The 22,583-nt window shown below is 52.0% G+C and carries 28 protein-coding genes; 5 read left to right on the forward strand and 23 right to left on the reverse strand.

The window, feature by feature from the left end:
* Window positions 1–21: 21 nt before the first annotated feature.
* Genes ACZ5ER_RS00685 through ACZ5ER_RS00695 form a run of 3 tightly spaced genes read left to right on the forward strand, consistent with a single transcriptional unit; the run spans window position 22 to window position 1,597 of the window.
* Window positions 22–450: a PspC domain-containing protein gene (locus ACZ5ER_RS00685; protein WP_050002564.1), complete on the forward strand. Its 429-nt coding sequence runs from the start codon at window positions 22–24 to the stop codon at window positions 448–450.
* A 1-nt stretch (window position 451) separates the two neighbouring features.
* Window positions 452–679 (forward strand): hypothetical protein, encoded by a 228-nt coding sequence (locus ACZ5ER_RS00690; protein WP_050002563.1) that lies wholly within the window; start codon window positions 452–454, stop codon window positions 677–679.
* Window positions 680–1,597, forward strand: a complete 918-nt coding sequence (locus tag ACZ5ER_RS00695; protein WP_464934577.1) for a triphosphoribosyl-dephospho-CoA synthase — start codon at window positions 680–682, stop codon at window positions 1,595–1,597.
* On the opposite strand, the gene ACZ5ER_RS00700 is transcribed toward ACZ5ER_RS00695, so the two are convergent.
* Window positions 1,581–1,862: a family 4A encapsulin nanocompartment shell protein gene (locus ACZ5ER_RS00700; protein ID WP_464935038.1), complete on the reverse strand. Its 282-nt coding sequence runs from the start codon at window positions 1,860–1,862 to the stop codon at window positions 1,581–1,583. The two genes, ACZ5ER_RS00695 and ACZ5ER_RS00700, sit on opposite strands and share 17 nt — an antisense overlap.
* A 49-nt stretch (window positions 1,863–1,911) precedes the next feature.
* Window positions 1,912–2,562 carry a neutral amino acid NAAT transporter SnatA gene (gene snatA, locus ACZ5ER_RS00705; RefSeq protein WP_174412693.1) on the reverse strand — a complete coding sequence of 217 codons (651 nt, stop codon included), beginning with the start codon at window positions 2,560–2,562 and terminating at the stop codon, window positions 1,912–1,914.
* A gap of 118 nt (window positions 2,563–2,680) precedes the next feature.
* Here snatA and ACZ5ER_RS00710 point away from each other — a divergent pair, with 118 nt between their 5' ends.
* Window positions 2,681–2,956: a hypothetical protein gene (locus tag ACZ5ER_RS00710; RefSeq protein WP_050002560.1), complete on the forward strand. Its 276-nt coding sequence runs from the start codon at window positions 2,681–2,683 to the stop codon at window positions 2,954–2,956.
* Here the strand turns inward: ACZ5ER_RS00710 and ACZ5ER_RS00715 are convergent.
* The 11 genes from ACZ5ER_RS00715 to twy1 form a co-directional block, all read right to left on the reverse strand.
* The gene (locus tag ACZ5ER_RS00715) at window positions 2,911–3,657 is read right to left on the reverse strand and encodes a DUF2101 family protein (RefSeq protein ID WP_464934578.1); all 747 of its coding nucleotides are present in this window, start codon (window positions 3,655–3,657) and stop codon (window positions 2,911–2,913) included. The two genes, ACZ5ER_RS00710 and ACZ5ER_RS00715, sit on opposite strands and share 46 nt — an antisense overlap.
* Window positions 3,658–3,661: 4 nt before the next feature.
* Window positions 3,662–6,046 (reverse strand): DUF2341 domain-containing protein, encoded by a 2,385-nt coding sequence (locus ACZ5ER_RS00720; protein WP_464934579.1) that lies wholly within the window; start codon window positions 6,044–6,046, stop codon window positions 3,662–3,664.
* On the reverse strand, window positions 6,046–8,124 hold the full coding sequence (locus ACZ5ER_RS00725; protein WP_464934580.1) for a TPM domain-containing protein: 2,079 nt from the start codon (window positions 8,122–8,124) through the stop codon (window positions 6,046–6,048). Before ACZ5ER_RS00725 ends, ACZ5ER_RS00720 begins: the two co-directional genes overlap by 1 nt.
* Entirely contained in the window at window positions 8,121–9,530 is a 1,410-nt protein-coding gene (locus tag ACZ5ER_RS00730; RefSeq protein WP_464934581.1) for a hypothetical protein, read from the reverse strand. The genes ACZ5ER_RS00725 and ACZ5ER_RS00730 overlap by 4 nt, the downstream gene beginning before the upstream one ends.
* A 20-nt stretch (window positions 9,531–9,550) precedes the next feature.
* Window positions 9,551–10,057, reverse strand: coding sequence for a hypothetical protein (locus ACZ5ER_RS00735; RefSeq protein WP_464934582.1), 507 nt, complete (start codon window positions 10,055–10,057; stop codon window positions 9,551–9,553).
* Entirely contained in the window at window positions 10,032–10,481 is a 450-nt protein-coding gene (locus tag ACZ5ER_RS00740; protein WP_464934583.1) for a hypothetical protein, read from the reverse strand. Before ACZ5ER_RS00740 ends, ACZ5ER_RS00735 begins: the two co-directional genes overlap by 26 nt.
* Window position 10,482: 1 nt before the next feature.
* On the reverse strand, window positions 10,483–11,133 hold the full coding sequence (locus tag ACZ5ER_RS00745; RefSeq protein WP_464934584.1) for a class III signal peptide-containing protein: 651 nt from the start codon (window positions 11,131–11,133) through the stop codon (window positions 10,483–10,485).
* A gap of 47 nt (window positions 11,134–11,180) precedes the next feature.
* Window positions 11,181–11,798: a hypothetical protein gene (locus tag ACZ5ER_RS00750; protein WP_050002552.1), complete on the reverse strand. Its 618-nt coding sequence runs from the start codon at window positions 11,796–11,798 to the stop codon at window positions 11,181–11,183.
* Window positions 11,791–12,945 carry an FtsZ/tubulin family protein gene (locus tag ACZ5ER_RS00755; RefSeq protein WP_050002551.1) on the reverse strand — a complete coding sequence of 385 codons (1,155 nt, stop codon included), beginning with the start codon at window positions 12,943–12,945 and terminating at the stop codon, window positions 11,791–11,793. The genes ACZ5ER_RS00750 and ACZ5ER_RS00755 overlap by 8 nt, the downstream gene beginning before the upstream one ends.
* 6 nt (window positions 12,946–12,951) lie before the next feature.
* On the reverse strand, window positions 12,952–15,219 hold the full coding sequence (locus tag ACZ5ER_RS00760) for a hypothetical protein (protein ID WP_464934585.1): 2,268 nt from the start codon (window positions 15,217–15,219) through the stop codon (window positions 12,952–12,954).
* 76 nt (window positions 15,220–15,295) lie between these two features.
* Window positions 15,296–16,297 carry a 4-demethylwyosine synthase TYW1 gene (gene twy1 / locus ACZ5ER_RS00765; protein WP_464934586.1) on the reverse strand — a complete coding sequence of 334 codons (1,002 nt, stop codon included), beginning with the start codon at window positions 16,295–16,297 and terminating at the stop codon, window positions 15,296–15,298.
* A 161-nt stretch (window positions 16,298–16,458) separates the two neighbouring features.
* Here twy1 and ACZ5ER_RS00770 point away from each other — a divergent pair, with 161 nt between their 5' ends.
* Window positions 16,459–16,596, forward strand: a complete 138-nt coding sequence (locus tag ACZ5ER_RS00770) for a hypothetical protein (RefSeq protein WP_169741388.1) — start codon at window positions 16,459–16,461, stop codon at window positions 16,594–16,596.
* Here ACZ5ER_RS00770 and ACZ5ER_RS00775 read toward each other — a convergent pair.
* The 10 genes from ACZ5ER_RS00775 to ACZ5ER_RS00820 all read right to left on the reverse strand — a co-directional run bounded on the left by ACZ5ER_RS00775 (window position 16,574) and on the right by ACZ5ER_RS00820 (window position 22,577).
* Window positions 16,574–17,164 carry a HemK2/MTQ2 family protein methyltransferase gene (locus ACZ5ER_RS00775; protein ID WP_464934587.1) on the reverse strand — a complete coding sequence of 197 codons (591 nt, stop codon included), beginning with the start codon at window positions 17,162–17,164 and terminating at the stop codon, window positions 16,574–16,576. The two genes, ACZ5ER_RS00770 and ACZ5ER_RS00775, sit on opposite strands and share 23 nt — an antisense overlap.
* A 71-nt stretch (window positions 17,165–17,235) precedes the next feature.
* A complete protein-coding gene (locus ACZ5ER_RS00780) occupies window positions 17,236–17,406 on the reverse strand; it encodes a 30S ribosomal protein S27ae (protein ID WP_050002547.1) in 171 nt (56 codons plus the stop codon).
* Between the two features lie 10 nt (window positions 17,407–17,416).
* Window positions 17,417–17,713: a 30S ribosomal protein S24e gene (locus tag ACZ5ER_RS00785; RefSeq protein ID WP_050002546.1), complete on the reverse strand. Its 297-nt coding sequence runs from the start codon at window positions 17,711–17,713 to the stop codon at window positions 17,417–17,419.
* Window positions 17,703–18,230, reverse strand: coding sequence for a GTP-dependent dephospho-CoA kinase (locus tag ACZ5ER_RS00790; RefSeq protein WP_464934588.1), 528 nt, complete (start codon window positions 18,228–18,230; stop codon window positions 17,703–17,705). The genes ACZ5ER_RS00785 and ACZ5ER_RS00790 overlap by 11 nt, the downstream gene beginning before the upstream one ends.
* A gap of 1 nt (window position 18,231) precedes the next feature.
* On the reverse strand, window positions 18,232–18,435 hold the full coding sequence (gene spt4, locus ACZ5ER_RS00795; protein ID WP_050003929.1) for a transcription elongation factor subunit Spt4: 204 nt from the start codon (window positions 18,433–18,435) through the stop codon (window positions 18,232–18,234).
* Between the two features lie 2 nt (window positions 18,436–18,437).
* Window positions 18,438–19,004, reverse strand: coding sequence for a DNA-directed RNA polymerase (locus ACZ5ER_RS00800; RefSeq protein WP_050002544.1), 567 nt, complete (start codon window positions 19,002–19,004; stop codon window positions 18,438–18,440).
* Window positions 19,005–19,036: 32 nt separating this feature from the next.
* On the reverse strand, window positions 19,037–19,573 hold the full coding sequence (locus tag ACZ5ER_RS00805) for an inorganic diphosphatase (RefSeq protein ID WP_050002543.1): 537 nt from the start codon (window positions 19,571–19,573) through the stop codon (window positions 19,037–19,039).
* 76 nt (window positions 19,574–19,649) lie between these two features.
* Window positions 19,650–20,612, reverse strand: coding sequence for a hypothetical protein (locus tag ACZ5ER_RS00810; RefSeq protein WP_464934590.1), 963 nt, complete (start codon window positions 20,610–20,612; stop codon window positions 19,650–19,652).
* Between the two features lie 2 nt (window positions 20,613–20,614).
* Window positions 20,615–21,517: a COG1470 family protein gene (locus ACZ5ER_RS00815; RefSeq protein ID WP_050002541.1), complete on the reverse strand. Its 903-nt coding sequence runs from the start codon at window positions 21,515–21,517 to the stop codon at window positions 20,615–20,617.
* Between the two features lies 1 nt (window position 21,518).
* Window positions 21,519–22,577, reverse strand: a complete 1,059-nt coding sequence (locus tag ACZ5ER_RS00820) for a signal peptidase I (RefSeq protein WP_050002540.1) — start codon at window positions 22,575–22,577, stop codon at window positions 21,519–21,521.
* Window positions 22,578–22,583: the final 6 nt, after the last annotated feature.

The following is a 22,583-nucleotide window of genomic DNA, read 5'->3' on the forward strand; positions in this document are numbered from 1 at the left end:
CCTATTTTTTGGGAAAGAAAAATGAGGGAAAAAAGACTTGTGAGATCCCGTCGGAACAGGGTCTTTCTTGGGGTTATAGGAGGCATAGCGGAGTACCTCGACGTAGACCCAACGCTGCTCAGGGTCATATTCGCCGTCCTGCTGGTGTTCAACCCCGTCGCCATGACACTGCTCTACTTCCTGCTCGCCATCATAATGCCGGAAGAAGAGTGCGAGGGGACTCCTCTCGAAGAGAGGCTCAGCGAGCTGGCGGAGGAAACCGAAAAGCGGGCCAACGAGATAATTTCGAACGGAGACACCAAGACCCTCGCGATAATACTTATAGTGCTCGGCGCGGCCCTCGTGGCAAAGCCCCTGTTCCCCATAATAGTTGGCCCCATAGGGGGAACAACGCTTCTCGCTGTTGTGCTCCTCATCATAGGTATAATACTGCTCGCGGAGGGTGATTGAAGTGAGGACGCTTGGGCTAATCTTCGTTTTCCTCGGGCTCCTTCTCCTGCTGAAGCAGTTCAACCCAGAGCCTATAGCCTGGCTCCAGCCCTACGCGGGGGCGATAAAGGACGCCTTCTGGGGCGTTACGCTGATGGCCCTCGGACTCTACACGCTGACGAAGAAAACCGCCAGAAAAGTCGTGCTGGCCCTCTACCTCATCTACCTGCTCCTGTACCTGGTGGTGTGAATGGAGCGGTGGAAAATCGTCAGGGCCTTCACCCTCGGCCCCCTCCTTGAGGCGGCCATACCAAAGCCCGGCAACGTAAGCCGCTTCAGGGACTTCGAGGATTTGACCTTTTACCACTTCCTCTTCGCCGAGACCGCCGTCACGGGGGTCTATTACGAGGCTGTGAAGACCGCGGAACTCCTGAGAAAGGGCATACTTGAGCCCCGTGAGGCAGGGCTTGGGGAGCTTATAAAACGGGCTGTCAAAGCCTCGCGCGAAGCCCAAGATGCAAACCCCAACTTCGGCATTATCGCACTCTCAATTCCGCTCATCATGGGAATGGCCATTGGGAAAAACATGCTCGACGCTAGGGAAAAGGCGAGGCTCTTGATAGAGGAGTCAACCGTCAGGGACACGATGGAGTTCTACAGGGCTATAAGGATAGCCAACCCCAAGGGAATTCCGAGCGGCGTCAAGTACGACGTATATTCCGACGACTCCTTCAGGGAGCTTTTCCAGGACGGGATAAACCTGGCGAGGCTCGCCGAGATGAGCTGTGAGAGGGAGATGATATTCTGCGAGTGGCTCAACGAATACGAGCTGAGCTACTCGACCTTCGGCAGGCTCTATGAGCTGATAGGGAAGCTCCCCCTGGAAGACGCCGTCGTAAGGGCTTTCGTTGAGATGCTCGCAAACAACCTCGACACGCTCATCGTAAGAAAAGCGGGCGTAGAGGAGGCAAAGCTTGTCCAGGAAAACGCGAGGAAAGTCCTCGACGGAGAGCTGAGCCTGGAGGAGTTCGATGAATTTATGCGGGAGAAGGGCGACCTGAGGAACCCCGGAAGCCTGGCCGACATCATGGCGGTCTCGCTCAGCCTGCTCGTCCTGAGGGGACTGAGGATAGAACTGAGAGACGGAAGGATTATAGGACGACCTTGAAGCGCTTCGCCCCGCCGAGGCCGAGTCCAAGAGCTTTGCTGTCTATAACAACGGCGTCCCCTTCGAGCTCCTCAAGAACCCGAACCTTCAGCCCGGAAAGCTCAAGGACTTCCTCCTCACCACCGAACTCCTCGTTCACCTGTTCTCTTATGAACTCGTAGGCCTTTTTCCCAACGAGCACAACGTCGGGCTCGTACCCGTCAAGCTTCAGCTCGTTTGCCGTCTCCTCAACAGAGCTCAGAACACGTATCAGGTCTCCGCGCATTTTCGACACCGGACATAGTTCAACAGAAAAGATTTAAGGGTTTTGGAAATCAAAGGCCAAAAGCCCCCTTAATGCCGTTTATAATCATCTGGACGGCCATGGAGGTCAGTATCAGACCCATCATCCTCGTCATTACCTTTATGCCCACCCTGCCGAGGCGCGCCTTTATCACGTTGGCGGAGCAGAGGACGAGCCATACTGTAATGCCGATCAGGATTATACCCAACAGGACAACGGCCCTTTCCATGACGCCGCCTGCCTTCGCCATGTAAAGCATCACCGTCGTTATCGCACCCGGGCCCGAGATTAGAGGGATTGCAAGGGGAATTATCGCGACCTCCTCAAGTGTAACGACTTCCTCGTCAAACTCCTCGGTCTCCTCGGTGCTTATCTTAACCGAGGATAGCTTGCCCGATAGCATATCCATTGCCATTCTGAAGAGCAGGATTCCCCCTGCTATGGCGAAGGCATCAACGCTCGAACCGAAGAACCGGAAAATCCACTGGCCTATGAGGGCAAAAACCACCAGGGTCACAATAACTGTTATGGCGGTTTTTGTGGCTATCTCTCTCCTCTCGCGTACGCTGAGGTCGTGGGTAATGCCGAGAAACACTGGCACGGCTCCAATAGGGTTCGTTATCGCGAACAGACCGCCGTACAGTATTATAAGATACTTGAGAACGGCAACGATATCCCCCATGACACCACCAACCGGGGACGATAGCTTGTCTTTAAAAAGCTAATGGGGCCATTACGATAGAGCATTGCACATCGAAAAACTTTTTAAAGTTTCCAGCGTTACTTTTTATGGTGATACTTTGGGGCACACCATCTACTATAAAACCGATGTAAGGATGTGGGAGCAGTTCAGCGGCTTCCTTGAGAGGATATCCAACGGACTGGGATACACATTAACAGTCACGAAAACGTCGGCAACTCTGGAACCAGACAATCCCCGGGTCGAGCCCTTAATCATAGAAAAGAAAGGGTTCGGATTCGCAAAGACCAACCTGATAGAGCCCCACCACTCAATCTACCTGCTCGTCCTTCACTCGGTGGCGTTCTTCGGCTCGGTGGAGCTCTGGGAGGACTGAGGGAGATAGACCTCGATTATCCGCACCGGCCTTGCACTGTGGAAGGTTCGGTCTTCCACGAGGACTTTAACGACCCTTCCGGGCTCAGCGTCCGGAACCGCGGGGAGCCAGTAGTGCCCAGGCTTGACGTTTGCAGCTATGTCGTCGTGGACAAAGACTTTGATAACATCATTCTTAACTTCCTCGACGACGCCGTAGGTGTAGTCCCTGCCGAAGGTTCTCTTGAAGTACCAGCGGAACAGCATAACCACCACAAAGGCCACAAGAAGGTATGAGTAGTAATAGTAGATGTTTGCAGCTATTTTGCGGACCAAGAGGTACCCGAGGAAAATTGCAAAAGAAATCACAGATATCCCGTAGTAGAAGAACCGGTACGGCTCATACTCCACCAGAAACTCCCTGTTCGTAACCAAGGTGTAGCGAAGATAGAGGAAGTACATCACAGCAACTCCCACAATCCAGTAGGGGCTAACCCAAAGAAACAGTAGAACCAGGTTGATAACGAGGTAAATGAGAAAAGCAAGCTGAAGCTTGAGACTTATGAATTCGTGGGGCGTAAGCTCTCTCTTTACAAGCCTCCTGAGGTATTTAAAGCTGAGCGGGTTCCCCTCTGAAGGAGAGGGGTTGATGAAAGCAACGAGCTTTCTAATATTCAGGTCAACTAACTCCCCGATTTTGTAAAGAAAGTCCTCCACCGACATGATTTCACCTCTTCAGCAGGTCATTTGCACCCTGATCACCGAGTATTGCACGAGCAGTAGTATCATCCAAGTAAAACGGTATCTTAGAAAGGTCACCACCAGAGAATACTCCATAGGATATTCCCCAAACGGGGTAACCTTGAACCTTGTTCCCGCTCCCAAAGTAAAACTTAATGAAACAATAGTCAGCACTGCTCACGTCCGTGGTAGAGAGTCCCAGTGTTAACATAAGGCTTAGAAGCTTGGCGTCATAGTTTGCGTGGGGTATCATGAAGCTCACGAGGCCAATTGGATAGTACCTGGTACCATACTTGTAGCCCAGCTCATCCTGCATCTGGTGTGCTAAGTTTACATACTTATTGTGGTTTGCATTGCTCCCCTCCAGGCGCTCAAAGAACGACCAGCCTTCGTATATTCCAAAGTAGCGCTGGTCGAGGAGACAGTCTATGAGCGGCTGAAGGTCGTAAACGGAGGACTTTCCTGATAAAGAGGTGGTAGTTGACGCCCCCGGCGTGGACTTAGCCTCTATGACCTCGCTGAGTGTTGTTGTCTTCCAGTGGAGGGTTATTCCGTTGAAATATGGATCTTCAAGGAGGTCAGTAGGGGTATTGTACTTGCGAACTGCTATCCACTGGTATTCTGTTTTCCTGTTTTTATTTTCACTATCCGTGACCACATAGACATATGTCAAAGGTTCAGTCCATTTTCTATAATATGTATCATCATTAACTCTACCATTATCGGTTATATCCTTAAACTTGGAATCCTTCTTTGAATTGTCAGGATAATATGGCTTCATCAAAGCCTCATAAACGTGAAAAGTATCTATTGGATACCTTCCACTCATATAAGAGTAATACTTCCACCAGGGCCTGTGAATTGCAAGACCCTCACTGTTATCATCAGTAAAGAGAACCATACGTCCAGTCACATCCTCAATCCCAACGCCGGAGTCCCAGTCCTTGTAGTTCCCCTTTGCTCTCATTCTAAACCTGACAGCAAATCCACCATTAAGGTTTAGAGAATTTTGGTTCAACTTGATTTCGACTTCGTCCCCGCCATTAATTGTAAGTGAACCAGTAAAGAACTCAAACACCGCACGTCCATCTCCTCTAGTAGGAGTTGTCTCATTGCCAAAGTACATACTAACCGTCACATGTTCACTATTTGGAATCGACAGCCTGAGCCACACTAGGGCAGTCTTAGTTGTCGGATTCCAGTACTCTATCCAGAATGGGATTGGATTGCAGTCTGCATCATAGAATGCAATGGAGGCTCTTGTCTGATATGGATCACTAGAATAGGTGTTATTCGTGTTCTGAAAGATAAAGTCAAGCATCTGATATGTAAATCCCTTCGCCGTGCTAATGAGAAGGGGGACTTGGTAGTCGTTAAGGTCAATCCCTACGTTGTTTTGGATTGTCAGATTCATACGGTATCCGAGAGGTGAACACCATCCACTAGGAAGCTCCGTTCCGTCTCCTGAAGATGAAACACTATCAAATTTGAGAACTCCCATATCTCTGTTGTTGAGAATAACTTCTTTTGTAGTTACGAGAATTCCATTAATACTTAGGTTTGATACATGGTTTCCAGAAGAGTCCCAAATATCCGTCAAATTGTACTGAAAGTCCGTACCAAAGTAACCCACAACCCTCGAATCAGTACCAAGCCCAGTGCCATTCGCCACTGCAAGTGGTCTGGATACGAGCTCAGGATAGGCGTAGAGACATGCCCTTATGGAACGCTGGTACCTGCCCCCAGTCATCGCAGAGAACACTGGGTCTTCAAGTCCCCTGATGTCCACGGTAGAATATATGTAGTCCCCCGAAGATGGGAGGGGACCCTTATAGACGACCTTTCCCGAGACGTCCTTAATCGTTATTTCTGGAATCTTCGCTCTTATTACAATGGTAAAAGCATCAAGGGGTGCTACCTTAAGATCAACAGAGGAAACGATATCAGCTACCGAAGGTGAAACTGCATATCCCTGCTTTTGAAGGACTTCTATTACATTTGTTAGCCACGATTCAAGTGTTTGTCCCTGGATTATCCTGCTAAGGTCGTATCCGGTTATCGAAGAGGAAGTACCCCTTATTATAAGATCTGCTATGGTGTTATTAACCATATAACTGGGGCTCACAAACCTCCCTGTAACGGCAACATAGTCTACAACTCCCACAACGGCCCTCTTACCAGAGAGCTCCAGTGCCTTCTGGAATTCCAAGTCAAGGAACGAAACTACGTTATATGTTCTCTCGACTTGAGTTCTCTCACTCTGAGCTGTGATTATGGCGGAAGATATGTCCTCGTAGGTTGCGAGGAGAAGTAATAGGGGAATCAAAAGAACGAGGACTGATGAGTTAAGCAAAAACCCCCTACGCCTCATCAATCCCCCCTCCAAACGCGAAGTGTTATCTGGATGGGCTCAAAGAGTCCGGGGATGTTACCCATCGAGGCTACCTCTATGTTCACCGTTGAGGGTAGTTTAACCAGTATCGGATTGTGGGCAGTCCCATCGCCGCCGAGCTTGTTAAAGAGCCGCATTATGGCATCGTCAACGGCGTAGGTGTTCCTTCCATTCAGGAGATCCTGTGCTGTGACACTGCAGTAGGGATCGTCCCCGGCGAGAATGTTGTGGGGAGAGCTATCCCCTATCCAGTAGTAGGTCACGTTGTATCCACCACACCCATCACGGATGAGCTTGGGGAAGACGTCGCCGTAGCCAGCGTAAGCCTGGATAAAGTAGTTTATGATTGCTCTGCTTTCACCGTACCTAAACCCGTACTGAGAGACATCAGAGCTTTTTGCTACGTATTTGTTGGTTTGGCCGGGTACCATCATACGCTCGTTCTGTCTTGAATACGCAACCCTTATCATATAAATATCAGAGTAGTAGTCATATATCTTCTGGCCGTTGTCCGAGATTGTGGTGTAAGATGTCGGGGTGAATGTTGTGAACTGAATCGCCGTCCACACGTCAACGTACCAAGGGTCAGCGTTTGGAGGGAGGTAATAACTGAAGCTCATCTTCTGATACCTGTTCCCCTCGGAGTCACCACCATACTGAATATCGTCATAGTCCTTGAATATCGAGAGCGGAATTGAATATCTCGTTGTAACCGTTGTGGGAATGTAATCTATATCAATATAAGACTGTCCACTGCCGTAAAGCCTTCTGAGTCTGTATTCTGTGTCATATATAAAATGCCTGCTGTCACTGTCCCACCATGAGTCGAGTGCTATGACAAGGTTAAAGTACCTCTGTGAAAGGTCTTCAAGAGTGAAACCGTGGGAGGAGAGACCAGCCTCTATCTCTTGTCCAGTTATGTCAGTCTCAACAACACCACTGGGGCTCACTCTCTTGTGGACGAGCTCATAGTAATTGGCCCCGTAGGCGTAATAAATGCGGATATCCAAGACCCCTTTCGTGACTAGATGCAATGATATTGACGTAACGTTGCCCGGAACAAAGAGAGCATTTAGGTAATAGATTCCAGTATAGCTCTGGACATCGTAGAGCTCCCCATAACGCCTTGCAGGGTCAAAGAAGGCTGTGTCGGTACTTCTGGTCGTATACTTGACGTACATCATGGAGCCACTACCGTATCCAAGCTCATAGCAGTAGTAAGGGGAGTATTCTGTCGTGAAGGTCGCTGTCAGGACATTGTCTCCTGGCTCAAGATATCCAGAAACGTCCGAGTGATAACCGGCACCAAGAGAGTGCCCGTTTAGGTCAAAAGTAGACGTCTGTCTCTCAGTCCTCTCGACCAACCGGATATCAGCATTCTCAATACTGGCATCAGTTGGAAGTCTAAAGTGAGACTCCACCTTGAGGGTGTTAGAATACACATATCCGCCGTAAGAATAGTGACACCTAGCCAGCACTCTTTGGATTCCAAATATATCCGACCTTTTGAAGATGGCTTTGGTAAGATAAGCCCTCGCCATATACCCTCTAGGCGTCTGGTTGTAGGCGTAGCCGCTCAACATAAGTGTCGAAACAGAAACATCACGGGCTTTTGTGTAGTTTGACCTAACTTTCCGCAGGTAAGGACTCGTGTAATTGTTTATCAGGAGCTCATAGTTGTACTCTTTTAGAGTATTGTTAAGGATGTATCCAAGTATAATCTCAGCATTGTGTTTCAAATCCTCTGGATACAGAGGATCAGTTGCCCAGTATGTTGCCGCTATTTCTAGGGGAGGCATGGTCTCTGTTACCAGCTCATCTACAAGGACTCCCTTCTCTCCCCATTCATTCAAAACGGACTGCGGAACGAGTTCGTTGAGGGAGACCGTCCTTAGTGTCTTAAGGGTGTCTTCTGCGATGTATTTTTCCTGATTTCTCGTGTAAGTAGAGTAGACGGCACTGCTGTTATCAACGACAAGAATGCTAGTGACAAATATCGTGACTAGTAGGAGCGATAACAGTGCATCGAGGGTGAACACAAAGCCTCTCTTCCTCATGAGTCATCCCACACCCAGAGTTTTATTAGGAGGGGTTCAAACTTGGGGGCGAGTATAGGGCCAAGGGTACCCCCATCAGTCATTACGAGGGGGGCATCAAAGTTATTTTTTACTGACCACACTTCGACGACTTTTGGGCCTTTTCCAGGATCGAACGTGTTGAACATCACATTAAGGGGTATCGTGACTGAAGTCGTATTACCTTTATAGAAGAAGGCACGAACTTCATCCCCTTTGTGCCATGTAATTGAAGCTTTTAGGATACCACTCGATCTACCACGCCACACTATTAGGCCTTTGCTTACGTTCCCATCAATTATCACAAAGGTAGCGTTGCCATTTCCAGTAGTTGTGAACTCCAAGAACCCCAGAGCAGGAACGTTTTGAGTAAGTTTACCGGCTATAATCCTTTCTTTTCTGTCGGGAACAGTCAAAGTTGAGTTATAAAACTTGATGGTCACTACAAGACCTCTTTCAACATACTCAATCCACGGGGAACGAAGCCTCGAGGCTCTGGCAATAGTCTCATTGGCAACAGTACCGTTGATTAGGATAATAGATGAAGTAGGAAGACTACTAAAACGCGGGAATGTGACATTATAGATAACACCGAAGTCAGCCCCTGAATTACCTTGTATAAGCAACTTAACCTGTCCATGACCCCCAATATGAAGTTCACACACACCATTGTTCTCTATTAAGGAATAGTGATAATTACTCCTCGCATCAAAGACCAATATTTGAACATAAGACCCACGAGGGATAGGATCTTCAGGGTTATCATTGTCTGGTATAACGTCAACCCTATCGTTCCCTCCTATTAGAACCTGAGCTGGATCAATGGTTATAAACTCAAGGACATCTCCAGGGAAAAGGGTAAGGTGCATTCCATACGGAGATGGTGCACCGTTTACCTTCACACTGTCACATTTAACCCTAAACGCTCGGTTTCCGCTGTTGTCAGCGGCCAAAGCTATTTTGATGTTCTCAAAATCCCCCGTTAGGTCAGCATATATCTCTGCCGCAAAGGAGCCGTTTATTGAAACATCCATCTGAGTGAGGTACAGCTCCATCTGGAAGTCCTTCATATGGCCGAGGTCATAGAGAGCATTCTGGATAGCCGTTGATGTGGAGAAGTAGTCCACAAGAGCCTTAACTTTGTTATAGTCTAAGGCGTGGGGGTACTTCGGGCTTCTTAAGCCTACTATCATCACAGATGAGGGATTGCTCTCCCAGTCTTCGGGCTCGCCAGGGCTCTTCGTCAGAACGTCCAGCATACTGTCCGCTATGTTGGCCCTCTCATACCACCCAATCATCGAGGCTATCTCGTCCCGGAGGTTTTCAGATGTAGCCGAGACTGTGCCAAGCACCATGATTACAAGAACCAGCGATATGAGAGCGTCCATGGAAAAGAGCTGACCTCGTCTCATGATATCACCTCCAAGGTCTCACCAACGGCAATTTTAAACTCCACAAGACGTCCCCCGTAGTAGAGGTGGCCGTCTTTCAGGTAGAACCCATTCACGTCCTTGAGGTGGTTCTTGAGGAACTCCCCTATCTTCCTGGCAATCCCTGAGTCCCTTGAGGGTTCCGGGGAGAAGTTATGGGTGAACTTCACGGCTATCGTGACTCTCTCGCTACTTTCAGAGACGAGGCTGACACCGACCAGCCGGAACCCCACGCTCCGGTATTCAGTGTAGCCCTGTATGATGTCATTTAGGTCCTCGTATCCTGGCGTGTCGCTTATCACCCCGGCCTCAATGTAAACCGCAGCCTGCGACGCGGCGTCCCTCACAGCGGCCACCAAGAGGGATTCTCCGCTCTCCTGTGTGTACAGGGGGACAATAACAACTATCCCAGTGAGAATTATCCCGAGTATGAAGAGCATCTCAATTGCCGTTTGACCCCTACGGGCTCTCGCTGAGCCTGACATCAATCCCACCGGCCGTCTCGTTGTATTCACAGATTACCCAAAACTCATTATTTGAGGGTGTCAAAGTTACCGTGGTGTTCGAAGCAATTGGGACAGGGATTTTCTGGACGGTAGTATATTTCGTGCCCCCAAGCTCTGCCTCAACTTTCAGCTCGCTGGAGGGCCCATCTAGGGTGACCTTCACGTAGTCTCCACTCTCCAGCTCGAATGGAACTTCCTTCATGACCGCAAACCCATCGCCGACGGCGTAGACTTTGGTAACGGTGTCCCGTAGGTCAATTGCGAAGACTTTCACTTTGGCCGATGCGTCAAACGTGTGGGCACCTTCAACTTCGTGGGTCGCGAGGCTTATCAGGCTTAAAACGGTGAGGGCGACGAGCGTCACTGCAAACATGAGGTCAAGGCTCAGCTGGGCCCTCTTCATCTCACTCACCCGGGTTGATGTTTATCCTGAGCTCGCCGGCCGTTGCGTTGTAGAGCCAGGAGTCCCCGCGATCCGGATTCCACTCGACGACGATTCTCAGTTCAGGCGGCAGTGTTGAGGGGTCGAGATTCAGCCCGTGGGCGGTCGTCCCGTCGTCCGCCCATGTGAGTGTAACACCCGAACTCCACACAGATGAATTCATGGACAAATCCTCTTGATACATGGCCCTGCTCCAGAAAGCGTTCCTGTTCTCGCCTGAGCGAATCAGTTCTGACGTCCCGGTACCATTGACGACTACCACATAGGTTCCGTTACCTTCAGAGAGATACGGCCCATAAGTTATGAATATCCTCGGATTGACTACATTCAGCCCCTTTTCCAAGTACTTGGGATTTCTGAGATAAACAAGCCTGGCGTAGGCCGTTGCTTTTGAGCCCGGCCCCTGAGCGTAGACCTGACTTATCGTGCCAGATATTGCGTCTGCGAGGTTTTTCTCCTCCAGTGCAATTTGAACGGCCAGGGTCTCAGATGAAGGTGAAGATTCATCAAAACCGACGTTTTTTATGGAGTAGAGTAGCATTATCAGCATTATCGAAAACACCAGCATAAATTCAAGAGATATCTGACCGCGCCTTTTAGGGACTAGCCCCATACTCTCCCACCTACTAACAGGTATAACGGAACTATATTTAACTGTTACTACCCGGATTTGTTTTCAACGACGGCAAATATGCCGGAGGGTGTTTTCCGGGTCTTTACTCCAAAGTAGCCGCCGGTGAAGAGCTTAAACTTGTACCTCTCAGGGTTGAGCCCGTGTTTTGAAACAATCTCCCTGAGCTCGTCTATGAAGAACTGGGTCAGCTCGTAGTAAATCAGGTCAAGTGAGTCCCTTACCCTGTCCCTTACAACCAGGGCAAGGGGCAGTGCAGAAACTGCGAGCAGGATAAGCGGGGAGCCCGTGATAACGGTGGCAATACCCGTCAAGGCAACAAACGCTCCAAGAACCGCGTAAGACACCCTCTCAAACATCCGGAGCTTCTTCCCGTGCTTTACCTTCTCCTCCCAGATGTCGAGCAGGGCGGGGTTGTAAAAGTCGAAGGCGGTGTGCCTCTTTCCCTTCGCTATCCTCTCGCGTATCAGGGCGTCCCAGTCGTCGGTGTAGTAGATGACCTCCCCCTTGAGCTTTGCCCTCTCGGCATCAAGGGACGAGATAATCCTGACTATGTCCTCGGCGCTCTCGTGGGCGATGTGGGAATAAACGGACTTCTCGTCGAGTTCGAGGGCGGCCTCGACCGAGTCCTTCACTGGGTCAGTCATGGGCTCCCCTCCTCAGCCTCTTCGCGACCTCCTCCAGCCTGGGCGAGGATACATCGTAGACCTCCCCTCCCGGATAAAGGTCATCGAAGTCGGGCAGACCGCTGAGGAGCTCGCTCTTCTTAGTCTCGGCCTCCTTCTTTGCCTGCATGAACGACTTTGCGTACTCCTTGGCAGTCCTGACTATCTCCTCGATGCTCTTGCTGTCGTAGATGCCGCTCAGGAGGGTTACAACCTCAACTTCCCTCTCGCGGGGGTCTGGGTAAAAGCCGCGGAAAATCTGCTTGCCCCTGATTTTGTTCGTGAGGTAGTCGAGGGCCTCAAAGATGTCCCCTGCCTTAAGAACCTCAGGCGGACCGTGAACCGCAACGAGGCCGTAGAGGGCGGACTCGATGTTCGCGTCAAGGTATAATCCTTCGCTCTCGAAGGACTTGATTATGAGCCTCGACAGGCTCTTTACCTTGCTCGCCTCGGCCTTCGCATAGCCAACAGTGGCAAAACTTCCAAAGGCCTTGAGGACGAACTTGAGGTCGCTCGCGTCGAGCGTCTGCTCACCGGGGACGTCCACGAGGGCGAGGAGCGAGGCTATCCTCTCGACTATCGTGTAGTTAATCCTCTCGTAGGCCCTGCTTATATCGTCGTTGCCCTCCTTCAGCTTGTTGTTGTCTATGGCGATTATGGAGTCCGCTATCTTGGAGAGCTTGTCTATGGTTATGGCCGCGTTGATTGTGGGCCTTATGCCTTCCTCTCTAAGCGGAAGCGCACCGATTGCAACCACAAGCGAGTCCGGGTACTCCTCCTTGAGCGCCTCCGCTAGGACTGGAGTTCCCCCAGCACCGGTTCCGCCGCCAAAGCCAAAGGTGAGGAAGAAGATGTCAACGTCCTCGTAGCCTACGATGGAGTTTATCTTCTTCATCACCATGGGCAGGTCCCGCTTCATTGCTTCCCTGCCAAGGAGCGGGTTGGCGTTGACGCCCTTGCCCCCCGTGATGCTTTCTCCTATAAGGAGTCTTCTGTCCTGTGGGACGTGCTTGAGATATTCCAGGTCGCCGCGAGAGGTGTTCACAGCCAGTGTCTCGAAGTCAACGAGAGCGAACAGGTCAGCTATCTTCGTCCCGCACTGGCCGATTCCTATTATCAGGGCCCGCAAAGACCTTCACCCCACAGCCAAGAGTGTTATCTCCTCCGGCCCAATCTCGCCATCGCCGTTTGAATCGGAAGCAGTGAGAACCATGTAGTTTCCATGGAGGTAGTGGTACATGCCGCTTGTGAAGAGCAGGAAAACTCCTTTGATGGCATCTTCATTTGCAAGGATTATAAGCACGTAGCCATCGTGGGTTCTTCCAGGCACTATAACGATGCTCGTAGAGAGTGGATACTTGTTACCGTTAACAACTACGGTTGTTCCGTTGACTTCTACTTGGACAAGGGGATTGTAGCGGGAAACGTCCACGTGGCCAATTGGGGCAACGATTATGTGGTTCCCTTCATCAGGCATCAGGTTGCCCCCAACAAGCACAACCTTAACCTCTTCGGAGAGCGAGGAAGCGATGTCCTGGGCAACCTCACCGTAGTCCCCCCAGTAGTTGACGTACCATATTCCCTCTCTGAGGGCCATCACGACTTCATAGAGAGTGGTGGACGGAATAATGTCTAGGTCGCTCAAGAAACTGAGAGCCAGACCAATGTCCGCTGTGGTCACACTGGCACTGAGAGCGTTCTCCAGGACCCACGGAAGCACTTCCTCGGAGTAGTCGTATCCCAGCGTCTTCAGAACCTCAACGGCCCGTATTGTGTACTCCATTGACGGGGTAGCGTAGTAGACCTCACCAAGCACACTAACTCTTCTTCCAAAGTAGCCCCAAGCCCCGTTTGGAAGCCTCTGCTCAACCAGCCATTCGACGTGAGGTTCTAATTCCTCAGGAGGCACGACCTTTGAGAGCGCGTCAAGGACTGCAACGGTAGTTGGAACGTTTGTCATGAAACTCCTAGGTAGGAGATAGGGGTAGCTAACACGGAAACCCCAGCCGGCATTGCTCACCGAGAGAAGCCACTTTGCCCCGCGCTCGATATCCTCGCCGCTATAACCGAGGGAGATGAGCAGGTTAAGACCGAGGGCAGTTTCATAGGGCTGAGGAACATTGAACAAACCCCTCCAGAGACCGGGTGAAAACTCCAGAGAGCGGGTGAAGTTTATCAGCTCCTCCCTTTCTTCGGGGGATAGATCCCCAAACTCGGCAAGTATCATGGCAGTGTAGTAGTAGTCCTCGGTTATTGTGCCGCGCAGCTCTGCTTGTCTCATGGCAGTTGGAAGGTGCCTCTCAGCCCACACGAGCGCCTTCTTCACAATACCTTCGGAAGGGTTCTCAGAGGACAGAATTCCAACGAGAGCGTAGTAAGTGGCCTTCGCCGAAGATTGCTCACCCTCAAAGAGCGGCCAGCCACCATTAGAGTTCTGGCGGGATACGAGTTCATTGTAGAGGATATAACGATAATCCGTGGGGGTGTCTTTACCTACCTGAGAAATAACGTCAGAAACCATGGAAAATGCCAAAACCGCGTAAGCAGTAGATATAATGTTGCTTTCCGTCATAAAGGGCGGACCCCTATTCACAAGAAGGTAGATACTACCTCTCATTCCGAGATTCTCAAGTATCGCAAGTGACTTTCCGACCTCAAAGTCCAAGGGGTCGTACAGCATGACCGCATAAGTGAGTATTGCCCTCTGGTATTCGTTGAGGTTGCCGCTTGAGAGCAACTGACGGCACTCCGAAAGATAGGGGGTAACATTTGGGTAATCAATAGCATGGAAGGCAATGAGTCTAAGAGCACGGTCGTCAGGGGAGAGATTGGACTGCTCCGCTATGAAATCAGCGGCCGTTTTAACCATGAGGCTGTTTGAGTAGTCAAAACCGAGAGTACCGAGTGCCCACAGGGCCAGGGCAGTCGGGTAAAATCTTGGAGCCGAGTCTAGGGCGTATCCCCAGCCAGGGGAAGAGAATGAATCAAAAAGGTACTTCCTCCCGGCCCGGATGGAATCTAAAATGGCACCCTCCTTAGCTTTAGTTAAAATCCCAAACTCCTCAGAAACGGCCAGAGCATTATTAAGTGCAATTATTGCAAGGGCAGTGTCGTGGGGGGTACTAATCTGACAGGCACCATGGCCCCAGCCACCATCATGATTCTGGAGTAAAAGAAGGTCATTGGTAAGTGCCCTAATTGCCCCCCGAACCATAGATTCGTTGTGGACTTTCCCAACCATAGAGCTAAGTGCAAGCAAAGAGTAGGCTTTCAGCGGAACTGAGTCAGTGTAGGAATCCATCCCAACAAAAACCCAAGATGCACTGTCAAGGACGCTACTCGCGGTGGAGTACGGAACCGTTAAAAACATCATGAGCAGAATTATGGCAAGCGTTCTCCTCATATGCCAACACCCCTTAATTAAAAAACGAAGGAGAATAAATAAAGTTTTCCTCGAAACACGAAAACCGGCGAAAATTTCAGTCCCCGATGAACCTTCCATTCAGCCCCCTTCCGCTGGGGTCGACGTCGTCGCGCATTATCAGCACGACCCTGCTCGGCTCGTACTCGTCTTCAATGTGGTAGCCAGGGAGATGCTTAACCAGCTCCTCCGCAAACGCCTTGATTTCCTCGTGGCGCGGCATGTTGTTTATCGTGAGCCTGTTGCGTGAGAAACCCACGAACATGTAAGCTTTAGCCTCGACGAACATCGGGTTCGCGAGCTTTATCAGCTCGGCGTAGCCCTCCGGGTTGTGCATGTTCTCGCCCTTGACGAGGGTGAGCCTTATCACAGTCCTCGTCTGAGCGTCGCGCATGAGCCTGAGCGTCTCCTTAATCCTGTCCCAGCCGTCCGGAATCATCGGGACGTTGACGCGGTTGTAGGTCTCAATGTCCGGGGCCGTGAGCGAGACGTAGAGCTGGGTCGGGAGCTTGTCCTCCTTTATCATCTCCTCAAGTCTCTCCGGAACTGTTCCGTTGGTAACGATGAAGGTCGTGAACCCGCGCTTGTGGAACTCCTCGACGAGGTCGCCCATGTAGGGGTAGAGCATCGGCTCGCCCGAGAGGCTTATTGCAGCATGCTTGGGGTTCCAGGCCTCCTCGAACTTCTCTTTCGGAACCTTCGGGTTGCCCTTGTAGCCGACGAGGAGCTTTCTCTGGGCCTTTATGCTCTCTTCCACGACGAATGCTGGGTCGTCCCATGGCTGTGGCAATTCTGTGCCGAGGAAGCCCTCCATCGGACGCCAGCAGAATATGCAGTTATGCGTACACCATGCAAGGACCGGCGTCATCTGGAGGCATCTGTGACTCGCTATGCCGTAGAACTTCTGCTTGTAGCAGAACCTGCCCTTTGTGAGGCTCTCCTTGAGCCAGTGGCAGAGCTTAACCCCGCTGTGCCTGCCAACGAGCTCGTAGTGCTGTTTCCTAAAGAGGAGCGCGATTTCATCGGGCATGTTCGGGTCGGACTTCACAACTATCGCCATTAGTCTCACCTAATTCCCTTCTCTGGGCTGGCTTTATATTAGCCTCTTAAAAAGGTGATTGGTCAGGTGTGTGTACGACATGCCGGGGCCGAAATACCTCTGTCGAAAAGTACTTCGGCAATTTCCGAAAACTTTAAAAGCAACCCCTCGACCCTACACCCATGTTTGGAAACGTAAAACCACGCCCCGAGATTAAGGCAAGGGAAATTCAAATAAACTTCTTCGAGGAAGACGTTGAGTTCCCTGAGAAGCCGAGCGTGAAGCTTCTCTACGAGGTCAAGCGCCACCGCCTCGCATAGCCGCGTTTATTAGCACTATATCCTCAAAAAAGACGTGAACCTTAGCCACTACTTTTCCCTTCAGGCCGACTTCCCTTAGCTTCCTGAGGGTCTCCTCCACCCCGGTTATGGAGCTCTGGACTATCTGAACAGTCCCGCGGGGCTTGAGGTACCGCGGAACTTCCTGGATGAACCTGTCAAGGACTTCTCTCCCCCCTTCACCTCCAACCAGAGCCAGGTCTATCAGCTCCTCGGGCTCGCCGGGCAGGTAGGGGGCGTTGAACGTTATCACGTCGAACTTTCCAGAAACGTTCTCAAACAGGTCGCTCACGCGGAACTCGACGTTTTTGATGTTGTTTATCCTCGCGTTTTCCCTTGCCAGCTCGACGGCTATGGGGTTGATGTCCACCCCAAGCACGTAGCGGGCTTTTCTGGCCATCAGGAGCGCTATGAGGCCCGTTCCAGCCCCAACGTCGAGGGCTATGTCTCCCTCTTTGACGGCAAGGTTCTCGGCGAGGAGGAACGTGTCCTCTGCCGGCTCATAAACGTCGGGGTGGAGCCTAATCTTGAGGCCGTAGTATGTCGGCATGGTACTTCCAAAGAATTCACTCTTTTTTAGCTTTCTTCAGGTTCAGGTATTAAGGAAGAGAAAAGAGGAAATCACTTCTTCCACTCGGTGTAGCCGCACCTTCCGCAGGCCCAGCGGTCGCCGTGGTCGGCCATGAAGACGCCGGGGCCGCAGCGCGGGCAGAACTTGTTCTTCCTGATGACCTTTCCGTCCTTAACCTCATAGAGCTTCCACTTCTGGCTGGTCTTTTTCTTCTTCGCCATTTACACCACCTCACTCTTCCTCCTTCTGGATGAGGCCGTCGCGGAGGAGGATGTACTCGGGCTCGATGTAGAGCATCCTCTCCCTGGTCTCGTAGGCCTTGGCGTAGCCCTTGGAGATGTTGCTTCCGAAGTAGCTCCTGATGTACTGGAGCACGGTGGTGTTCGGGTCGAGGTCAAGCATGGCGACGAGCTTACCCTTCACCGCTTCCCTGCTCGGGGTAGGCTCGCCCTCGTGTATGATGTCGAAGTATATTTCCTTCCTTCCGAGGAGCTTGTTCTCCCTTATCTCGGTCACCTTAATCTCCATCACGAACCACCTCCATGTTGGATAAGATGCGGGCACATCTGCGCTTGCATTCGGGGGTTACCTTTATAAGCACTACCCCCTCGTCGGGCTGGCCGTAGAGGACTAGGCTCCCGTAGGGGGCGTACAGCACGGCTGGGATTGCCCCCAAGTCCTCTTCCCCGCTGACGAGTATGTGAACCGGCCTGCCCCTCTCAACGAGGCCGAAGGCCTTTCTGATCGTGTCTAATAAAGCTTTCGTTATCGCCCCAGGAGGGTTTGTAACAGTCATGAAGACGGCCTTTTGGTTTATATCCGGAGAATAGTCGGCCCTCTTGGTCTTGAGGTCGTAGATGGCCAAAGAGGGGGAAATACCGAGCTTGACGACGTTCTCGGTGACGACGTCCCCAACGGTGATGACGGTCTTTCCCCTAAGCTCGTCCTTAATACGGAGGTAGGGCTCCGGAATGGGGCCCCTTATGAGCTCACCCAGCGGTTTTTTGAGCTCCCGGCGGAGCTCCTCAGTTAAGCGGAACAGCATCTCACCTGACCCTTATGGCGTATTTGCCCGGAACTTTAGCCGCCTCGGGTATGCTCTCGCGGAGCTTCTTTGCAATCCTGCTCTCGGTGTCGAGGATTATGACGAGGTCGAACCACTCGTCGCTAAGGTCCCTGCTACCGCAGACAGGGCACCTGTCCTCGGTCGTTATGTAGTGGCAGTGCCTGCAGGCCCTCTCCTTGGCCATCTTCACTCAGCCTCCCCGTGGGCCTTCTTCTTTTCCTGCTCAATCCACTCAAACTTTCCAAGGCCGGGCTGGCGCATCGTCATGTTGATCTTGTTCTCCCTGATGACCTTGCTCTTGACGCTGATGCCGATTATCCTGGCCCTGACATAGTCGCCGAGCTTGAGGACGCGGTTGGTTTCCTTGCCTATGAACTGCCTGTTCTTCTCGTCGAAGACGACGTAGTCGTCCATGAGCTGGCTTATGTGGACGAGGCCGTCCATCGGGCCGATCCTTATGAACGCACCGTAGGGCATCATCTCGACGACCTCTCCCTCAACGACCTCCCCGTTCTCGGGCTTCCAGACGAGGACGTCGAAGGTGACCTCGTGGTAGGTGGCTCCGTCGCCGGGCACAACGACTCCCTGGCTGACCTCGTGGACATCGAGGATGGCGAGGACGACTCCCTCGTCCCTGTCGTAGATGCCCTCGTAGGTCTCCTTGAGGACGAGCTTTGCGGCCTCCTTGGGGTCCATCGTGAACATCACGGGCGGGATTCTGACAACGTCCTTAACGGTCAAAAGCTTGTACATGGCCAGACCTCCAAAAAGAATTGAAGGGAAAATCACTCCTTCTTACCGAACTTCTCCTTGTAGAGCTCGATGGCGCGGAGGATTTCCTTCTTGGCCTCCTCGGCGTTGCCCCAGCCCTCAATCTTGGTGACCTTGCCCTGGAGCTCCTTGTAGCGCTGGAAGAAGTGGGCAATCTCGTCGAGGAAGGCCTTGGGAACGTCGTCGATGTCCTTCCAGTCCTTGAAGTACGGGTCCTCGACCGGAACGGCGAGAACCTTCCAGTCCTTATCTCCGGAGTCCTCCATCTTCATGATGCCTATCGGCCTGGCCTCGATGATGGTGAGCGGGTAAACGGGCTCGCGCATTATGACCATTATGTCGAACGGGTCGCCGTCGTCGTACCAGGTCTGGGGGATTATTCCGTAGTCGACAGGGTAGAAGAACGGGCTGTAGAGGACGCGGTCAAGCTTAAGCAGGCCGGTCTTCTTGTCAAGCTCGTACTTGTTCCTGCTTCCCTTCGGAATCTCTATGAGAGCGTAAACGACCTCTGGAACCTCCGGTCCGGGCTCAAGCTCGTGGAACGGGTTCATCTCTAACCACCTCTAACCCTTTTAGAACTCCTAAGGTGGCTTTTAGCTTAAGCTTTTAAAGTTGTTGGTGTCCGGGCTAATTCGCCCGGTACTCGTAAACGGTTCCGCCGTCCGCTATCGCGTAGACATCGGCATCGCCGTTGCGGTAGTGAACCACGGGCCTGTCAACCAGCTCGAAAACCCTCTTAAGGTCAGCAGGTGAGGACAGCTCAACGCGCTTTCCTTCTGGGGGAGTCCCCTCAACGGTATACTTTTTCAGGGCGGTAAGCTCCCTGGACTTCGGCTTCTTCTCACGTTTGGCGTAGACGAAACCTGCTGGAGGAATCGCGAAGAGGAGCGCCACTGCAGGGAATACAGTTCTGGCAGTTGAAACGCCGACGTCAGCACCGAGGAAAGACAGTGAGTTGGTTGTAGTCTCAACACTCCTCACTACCTTCTTATACTCCTTGTCAGCCCCGCTGAAGTACAGCATCCCCGATGAGTCCTGATTCAGCCTTATGTCCTGGGTGAACGGCTCCTGTCCGGAGGGCATGACTTTCACGAGGACGTAAACCTCCCTCTCGGCGCGGTACAGGCCGGTTCCCTCCCGAACCATCTTGAGTCTCGAGTCCATCTCAGTGAAGTTCAGTTCAACGGGAACCTCAAAGGACCCCGTGAAGGTGTCCCTGGCGAGGAGTTCTGTGTCGTTAACGAGGTAGACTTTCTTCTTGCCGGAGGTTACGTAGTAGTTGACGTGGAGCGTGGCCTCGTAGCTCCCGCTGGCGCCGTCCGACGAAAACTTGTAGCTTCCCACTATCGCGTCGGTTATTTTGGAGGGGTAGTACTCCAGGGAAGTCCCGTTCTTGTAGATGGTCTCGTTGGAGAACAGGCCGTAAGCAGTGAAGTGCCCTTCCTGCAGGTAGGCCTCGGAGTAGGTCGCATCCACCGTTACGGGCTCCCTGGAGTAGGCAACGCCCGAATACAGGGCAAAGATTACGGCAAGGGAAACCGAAAGGGCGAGGCCAGCCAAGATTGCACGCTTTTTATCGGATTTTTTCATAATCAACAACCCCCTGAGCTACAGTTTTCGTCTGAGTCATCGTCTTCCCCCCAGACCGCTCTAATGAGAATGCCGTCGCTGACGATGCCATAGCCGAGGATTTCAGCCCCATCGTTCAGGCTGTAGGTTCCGCACGAGGTGAACTCCTGTTTTCCCGCGGGGTTAATCTTGGTGTGCACCGTCACGTTCAGGTAAGCGCTCCCACCGGCGCTCAGCTCAACGTCCCATAGAATGTGGGTAGAAGCTCCGTGCTGGTTTACCGTGTAATTTCCAGCGCTCGGGGATATTGAGTCTATCTCAAACTCTCCCCCTACAACGTCCTTTATCGTTAGGTTTCTTGCGGCACCATGGTTCGTGACCGTTATCCTGAACACCCACTGCTGGTACGTGTAGAGGGGCACTTCAGTGTTCCCAGAGAGGAGCTCTTTCTTTATCGTGGGGCCCCCGATGGACGTTACGTTCATGGAGCAAGTCTCAATCTTTGCACTCCCCCCGTCCCAGTCCGCGTAGACCGTGAGGGGCACCTCGTAGGCGCCGTCTCCAACGTAACCGTCAGCGGAGAATGTACCCATGATGGGGGCCGAGTCTCCAGGCTCAAGGGTGTAAACGGAACCGTCAATGCTTCCGCTGATGCCCTCTGGAAGCGCCGAGTAGTCGCCCTCAACGTGGAACGTTATTGGCCTGTCCATCCGGTTTTCAACTGTTAGGGCAGTAAACTCCACGCTGGAGCCCGCGTTAACGGAAATTGGCCACTGCAAACAGCGACAGCCTATGTAAGAGTCGTTCCCACTTACGATATCAAACTCAGCATTTCTTTTAGCGGTATAAGCCCGAAAATTCCCGCTCGAACCCACTATCAGAACCAGTCCGAGGAGGAAGGCCGTAAGGAGCATAAATTTCCTCATGCTAACCATCTCCGAGTACCTTGGAGAGAATACTTCCCCTCCGTTTTCTTATTCTAAAGACGTCTCCCTCTGAAATCCCCGCAAGGCGGTAAAATACCAGGAGCGCCCCCGAGAGGACAATGACGTAGGCGACCAGCGGAAGATAAGGGCTGAATGAGTAGAGGAAAGCCACGAGTGATGCGGGAAGCACGGCAGGGTAAGACCTCACCTGGAACTCCTCGCGGTAAATCCTCGTGTCCTCCGGAACGGTGACGTGGACTGGAACTTCGACGCTTGAACCGCCCCCAATGCGGAAAAACGTCGGCCCCAGAATCTGGGCCCTCTCGCTTCCGCCACTCAGGAAGTAGTAGAACGGGTACAAGGCCTTGTTCTCGACGCTCAGGTTCCTCTCAAACGTCGAGCCGGGCAGGTACCAGCCCTCCCTTTGCCCCCCTGCGAGCGTTGAGGAGTACGTAAACGCCAGAGTCCCCCATGAAGCCACCGTTACAGACAGGAAGCCCGCAATTATAAAGACCGACACAACGGCGTAGAGGGTCTTGACGCTCACCCTGTAATACTTAACCCTCTTTTTCCGTTTAGAGCCCCCTGAAAACGTCAGGAACGCCCCAACGATTAGCAGAACCGCCACCGCGTAGACATTGCTCAGCCTCGCCCTCAAGGACTGGATCAAGTCCCCTCCCCCCCTAATGACGAGAGGCCTGCCAAAGAGGACGACAACCTTTCCGACGACGTCAGACCGGTTTACAGGCGGGTAGAGGCCGTCCTGCTGGTCGGTAGCGACGTTGTTATCGCCCTTGGTTATGAAGCCTTCCTCCGTAACCGCGAAGACCCTGTGGACAGTCCAGCCGTCGCGCCGATGGAAGACTATGATATCACCAACGTCAAAGTTTCCCGCGAAGGGGTTAATCAAGAACAGGTCGCCCCTGTTGATCGTGGGCGTCATGCTGTCGGAGTAAGCGTACGACAGAAACACGGGCCTGTCCAGGAAAAAGCCCGCTAACGAGCCGACGAGAAATACAATTACAGTGAGAGCAAAGGTTAACTCTAGTATTTTTTTCATGACAAC

Source organism: Thermococcus marinus (assembly GCF_055389025.1).